The sequence below is a fragment of the uncultured Chryseobacterium sp. genome (assembly GCF_913776365.1).
In the GTDB taxonomy this organism is placed as follows: Bacteria; Bacteroidota; Bacteroidia; order Flavobacteriales; family Weeksellaceae; genus Chryseobacterium.
This window is the reverse complement of record NZ_CAJYMO010000076.1, coordinates 1-5,336: the sequence shown is the minus strand read 5'-3', so window position 1 is coordinate 5,336 and position 5,336 is coordinate 1. Positions and strand designations below refer to the sequence as shown.

The window sequence follows — 5,336 nt, the reverse complement described above, 5'->3', positions numbered from 1 at the left end:
TGAATGATGAATGATGAATGATGAATGATGAATGATGAATGATGGATGATGGATGATGGGTAATGGGTAATGGGTGATGAGTGATGAATGATGGTGCGGCAATATGGAGAGACAGCTGGTGAACGGTTTCTAAACCTTCAGGGTTTTGAAAACCTTAAAGGTTTGAGCGGGTTAAAACAGCAGAAGGTCTGAAATAGGACTTGTTTTGTTTTGTCTCGTTTGTTTATTTGTTTGTTTGTTTGTTTGTTTGTTTGTTTGTTACCATATGATTTAGTGGGCAGGTGCCGTTACAAAGGATTCGTACGGATGGCAGGCGCCGGGAATGTTCAACCCCTCCGGGGTTGATGGAATGATGATCCTTTCAACCCCGGGCTCCGCCCGGGGCTATGGGTATTCAGCCCCTTCAGGGCTGGTGATGGAAAAGAAAATGAATGGTACGGGATGCGGCAGGCGGCATGGATAAGAGCCTGTCGATGTTACTAAACCTTCAAGCTTTTGGAAACCTTGAAGGTTTGAACAGGTAAAATAGCAGAAGGTCTGAAATAGGACTTGTTTTGTTTTGTCTCGTTTGTTTGTTTGTTTGTTTGTTTGTTTGTTTGTTTGTTTGTTTGTTTGTTACCATATGATTTAGTGGGCAGGTGCCGTTACAAAGGATTCGTACGGATGGCAGGCGGCGGGAGTGTTCAACCCCTTCAGGGTTGATGGAGCGATTGGCCCTTTCAATCCCGGGCTCCGCCCGGGGCTATGGGTATTCAGCCCCTTTAGGGCTGATGGTGGAAAAGAAGATGAATGATACGGGATGCGGCGGGCTGTATGGATGAGCACCCGGTAGATGGTTCTAAACCTTCAGGACGTAAAGTAAAATCAGATGTAATAAATAAATTGCGATCGGCGGTATGGATAAGCAGCCGGTCGGTGGTTACTAAACCTTGAGGGTTTTTAAAACCCTCAAGATTTGAACAGGTAAAGCAAAAGAAGGTCTGAAAAAGGAAGATAGCTGATGGGATGCGGCGGATGTAATGGATCGACAGCCGGTATATGGTTTTAAAGCTTCAGGGCGTAAAGCGAAAATCAGATGTAATAGATAAGGTGCGATCGGCGGTATGGATAAGCAGCCGGTGAACGGTTCATAAACCTTCAAGGTTTTGGAAACCTTGAAGGTTTGACTGGAGACCGCTGTTGTATTTAAAGGATGAGCGGATCAGGACGTATCTAATGCAAGATGGCGGTAAGGAATTTAATGGTGATATCATATAGTATATATATGTATATTCTGTCTTGAAAAATGATATGGATGCTTAATGTCCGTACATCGATGAAATTAAAGACCGGTTCTTTTATGTTTATCTTAATTATGGTCATTACGTATCTTTTATAACTGATACGAAACCGATTTCTTTCAAAGGCAGATAAAGTGTGGTGAATTTTATAGTGGTTTACAAAAAATGACGGCCAGGATATTCCGGGTAAAGCTGAGACAAAGGCCCGTACTTCCCTCCCCTGCCCTAGCCACGATAGAAACGGATACCCCACAGCGGGGCTGGAGGGTTGGAGCGGGTAAGGATTTGGTGAGGGAGGATTGGGACAGGATCGGCGCGAGGAGTATGAGTGGATAGCGTGAAGTAGCTCCCGGAAAAAAATAAATGAACCGCAGCAACCGGAGACAAGTGCAGCCATTATGCATGAAAGCTCATGATCGAATTTCCTGCATTCCTCGATCGGCTTATCAAAAATGAGATGAGATGAGATGAGATGAAATTGCATAAAAAAAGCAAAGTATCTACTCTGCTTTTTGTTGATGATAAATGATGCTCAGAAATTCAGCATAGGATTTTTCAAGTCCGATGATATCGCCGCTTTTGAGATTCAGGCCGCCTGCTCCGGTATCGTCCGACTTTATTCTGGCCGATGAGATCTGGAAATACTGGTTTGATCCGTTCTGCTTGGGTTGGATTTTTATGGTGGATCCCAACAGCTTGCGGGTAGAAATGGTATAAACTTCTCCCGGATCTGTTTTAAGCTGCAGATAAGATCTTGGTGAAACCGTATAGTCTTTCCCATTTACCCTGATTTTCTGATTATTTTCTGAAGAGGCAAAGAGGTAGATTGATCCGCTTTGTCCGGAAAATCCGTTTTTCGGCAGGTAGTACAATGCCAGCCTGTAGTGGGCGGGATCCAGATCCTGGATCGAACCGTCTATTTTTTCAAAAGGTTTCCACGCCCATGCATTGGCTCCGATTTCTTTTGCCTTTTTATAAGCTTCTGAAAACACTGCGGCATCATCTGCAGAGAAACCTTTTATTTCGACCTCCCCCAGGTATTCTGCATTCCTGGTTTCATCTATTCTGTATAAAAACCGGTCGGTATTATCATGTACTTTTTCAACTTTGGAAAGATGTACCTCCTGGGCAGTGCATAGCCCGGCCATGACAATGAAGATCAGTAATAATGGGTTTTTCACGGTCATTTTACGGTTTAGTCAAAATTTGAATACATTCTTCCAGACTGTTCTCCCAGTGTTTAGGCTCGATGTGATAGGTCTCTTCAATTTTATCCAGGCACATGGTACTTCTCTTAGGCCTTTTCGCCGGCGTCGGATATTGTTCGGTGGTCAGCGGATTCAGCTGTATTTCTGATTTTGAGAATTCAGCAATTTTTTTGGCAAACTCAAACCAGGTGGTTTCGGGATAATTGGAAAAATGGAAGATCCCGAATGTCTTTTCTTTTGCTTCAATGATTTTCATGATAGCCTCCGCAAGATCATTGGCATTGGTAGGCTGCCCGAACTGATCGGCCACGATGCCGAGCTGGTCTTTCTGCGGAAAAAGATGAAGCATGGTTTTAACAAAATTCTTATTGAATTCCGAATAGAGCCAGGAGGTCCTGATAATAACGGTCTCCGGATTGCTTTCCATGGCCAGTTCTTCACCTTTCCGTTTGGAACTTCCGTAGACCCCGACCGGATTAGTAAAGTCATCTTCCGAATAATCCAGGTTGGTCTCCCCGTCAAATACATAATCTGTGGAGACATGGATCAATATGGTCTGGTATTCCTTACAGGCCTGCGCCAGATGGTCTACTCCTCCTGCGTTTACAGCATAAGCCTTGTCTTTTTCAGTTTCCGCCAGGTCCACAGCCGTATAGGCTGATGCATTGATACAGAAGTCCGGCTTGTGTTCCCGGAAGAAGCTGTCTACCTGATCCTGTTTCGTAATATCCAGCATTTGCGAATCCGTAAAGACGAATTCGTAGTCCAGCTCAAAATCCGGAGCGATTTTCCTGATGCAGTTACCCAACTGTCCGTTTCCTCCGATAACCAATATTTTTTTCATTATGAATTTTTTGCGTTCTGAGATCTTAAAAATTTAACTCTTGCCTGAAAATCTTTCTGTTCCAGGTCTACATAAAACTTATGGAATGTCTCCTTGATATCTTCAGGGTGTACTTCGGATTTTCTGGTCTTGATGTTAAAATAGATCACCGTTACCCATAATACGGCATGCACTGTTTTTTCATCGAGGCTTTTCATGAGGATTTCCACTTTAGCGGTTCTGTCCTGCACTTCGATGGTTTTGCTGCTGATGACCACTGAAGTATTGTAGCGTACTTCCTTCAGATAAGCGATTTCATTCTGAATCGCAATCCATGTGCATCCGGTGAGCTTGGTGTATTCTTCATAAGTAAAACCGTAGAATGTTTCCACATGATCTTCCCGGGCATTGAACATATAGTCCAGGTATTTCACATTATTCAAATGTCCGATCGGATCACAATCGCTGAACCGTACCTTTACCGTAGTTGATACTTCTTTTTCCATTTCCATTCTGCAAAAATAAAAAAACCACCCCGATGAGAGGTGGTTATTTTATAAATGTTTGTTAATTTCTGAAAATTACTGAACACCCAGTTCTTTTTTCACTGCAGCTGTAGCATCAGGGCCTCCTTTGAATACGAAAGCTGAAGAATTGGCATCCATGATATAATCATAACCGCTTGCTTTAGCCACTTTGGATACGGCATCGTTCAGTTTTTTCTCGATCGGCTCATAAGCAGCATCCTGCTTAGCCACGAAATCTTTCTGTGCCTTATCGTTCATCTGCTGGATTTCTTCCTGCATTTTGGCTAGTTCTCCTTCTCTTGCTTTATTTTCGTCAGCTGTTTTCTTAGGCGCTTCTTCCGTATACTGCTTTAGTTTTGCCTGTCCGGCATCCGCTTTTTTCTTGATTTCAGCCTGCTTGGTATCTAAGAATGCTTTAAGATCAGTATCGGCTTTTTTCTTTTCAGGCATTGCGTTGAGAACACCTATAACGTCTAAAGTAGCAATTTTTTGAGCTTTTGCCATACCTACCGATACAACCATCATTACCGCTGCAAATAATACACTTAATTTTTTCATAATGGGTAAATAAATAATTTAATTTGTTTTTTAGATCTGTAAATGTAATAAAAGTTAAACTTTTATTTCTTAGTTTTTGTTTTTTCTTTTTTGTCGGTATCCTTTAAAAGGATATCCAGTACTTTGTCTGAATAATCTGATCTTTTCTGAAGAAAAATCACATTGTTACTGGTTTTATCCAGTACCATTGCGAGACCGTTTTTTTCAGCCATGGTCTTGATAGCTCCCCAGATCTGGTCCTGAAAAGGCTGTACCAGATTGGTCCTGAGCTTTTTGATCTCCCCGGTAGCTCCAAAACGTAAGCTGGTGGTGGTTTTGATATTTTTCTCAAGATCCATCACTTCTTTTTCCCTCAGCTTCAGCTGGTCCCCGATAAGAAGGACTTTTTCGCTTTCGAAAGCTGACCGCTTGCGTTCATATTCAGACTGCAGATTCTGCAGCTCAGACTGCCAGGTGTCAATCTGTGCGTTCAGCCTTGCTTCCGCTTCTTTATACTGAGGCATTTTATTCAGTATATACTCGGTATCTACAACGCCTACTTTCTGGGCACTGATGATCCCAAAAGAAAACAGGACAATGAATGTGAAAACAATTTTCAGGTTTTTCATAGAATGAATTATAATGATTGGTTCATCAGGAAGTGTGTTTTCCATCCTGAAGGTTCTGTTGCTCCGATAGGCTTATCAAATCCGTAAGCAAAATCAAATCCGATCAATCCGAATGCTCCCATGTATACTCTTACGCCGACCCCAACCGATCTTTTCAGCTGGAACGGGTTGTAATTTCCCCATGAATTCCAGACATTCCCTCCTTCTGCAAAGGTAAGGGCATAAATTTTTGCAGTCTGGTTCAGTGAAATCGGGTATCTTAATTCTAACGTAAATCTGTTGTAAATAGTACCTCCTCCAAGCGGGGTAATATCTTCAGAAGTTCCTCCGTA

General features: G+C 42.5%; 6 protein-coding genes. All 6 read right to left on the bottom strand.

Annotated elements, in window-relative coordinates:
• Positions 1-1,780: 1,780 nt before the first annotated feature.
• Complete coding sequence (locus tag QZ735_RS03875) at positions 1,781-2,461, bottom strand: hypothetical protein (protein ID WP_294244417.1); 681 nt, start codon at positions 2,459-2,461, stop codon at positions 1,781-1,783.
• Positions 2,462-2,468: 7 nt separating this feature from the next.
• Complete coding sequence (gene rfbD / locus QZ735_RS03870) at positions 2,469-3,332, bottom strand: dTDP-4-dehydrorhamnose reductase (RefSeq protein WP_294244415.1); 864 nt, start codon at positions 3,330-3,332, stop codon at positions 2,469-2,471.
• Entirely contained in the window at positions 3,332-3,817 is a 486-nt protein-coding gene (locus QZ735_RS03865; RefSeq protein ID WP_294244413.1) for a thioesterase family protein, read from the bottom strand. The genes rfbD and QZ735_RS03865 overlap by 1 nt, the downstream gene beginning before the upstream one ends.
• Before the next feature lie 75 nt (positions 3,818-3,892).
• Positions 3,893-4,396, bottom strand: coding sequence for an OmpH family outer membrane protein (locus QZ735_RS03860; RefSeq protein WP_294244411.1), 504 nt, complete (start codon positions 4,394-4,396; stop codon positions 3,893-3,895).
• 62 nt (positions 4,397-4,458) lie between these two features.
• The gene (locus tag QZ735_RS03855) at positions 4,459-5,004 is read right to left on the bottom strand and encodes an OmpH family outer membrane protein (protein ID WP_294244408.1); all 546 of its coding nucleotides are present in this window, start codon (positions 5,002-5,004) and stop codon (positions 4,459-4,461) included.
• An 8-nt stretch (positions 5,005-5,012) separates the two neighbouring features.
• Positions 5,013-5,336 (bottom strand): BamA/TamA family outer membrane protein (locus tag QZ735_RS03850; protein WP_294244406.1); only part of this gene is annotated, 324 nt, incomplete at its 5' end.

Excerpts from the sequence above, each read along its gene's own strand:
- QZ735_RS03865 (WP_294244413.1), bottom strand. The coding sequence starts at position 3,817 with ATGGAAAAAGAAGTATCAACTACGGTAAAGGTACGGTTCAGCGATTGT.
- QZ735_RS03855 (WP_294244408.1), bottom strand. The coding sequence starts at position 5,004 with ATGAAAAACCTGAAAATTGTTTTCACATTCATTGTCCTGTTTTCTTTT.
- rfbD (WP_294244415.1), bottom strand. The coding sequence starts at position 3,332 with ATGAAAAAAATATTGGTTATCGGAGGAAACGGACAGTTGGGTAACTGC.
- QZ735_RS03860 (WP_294244411.1), bottom strand. The coding sequence starts at position 4,396 with ATGAAAAAATTAAGTGTATTATTTGCAGCGGTAATGATGGTTGTATCG.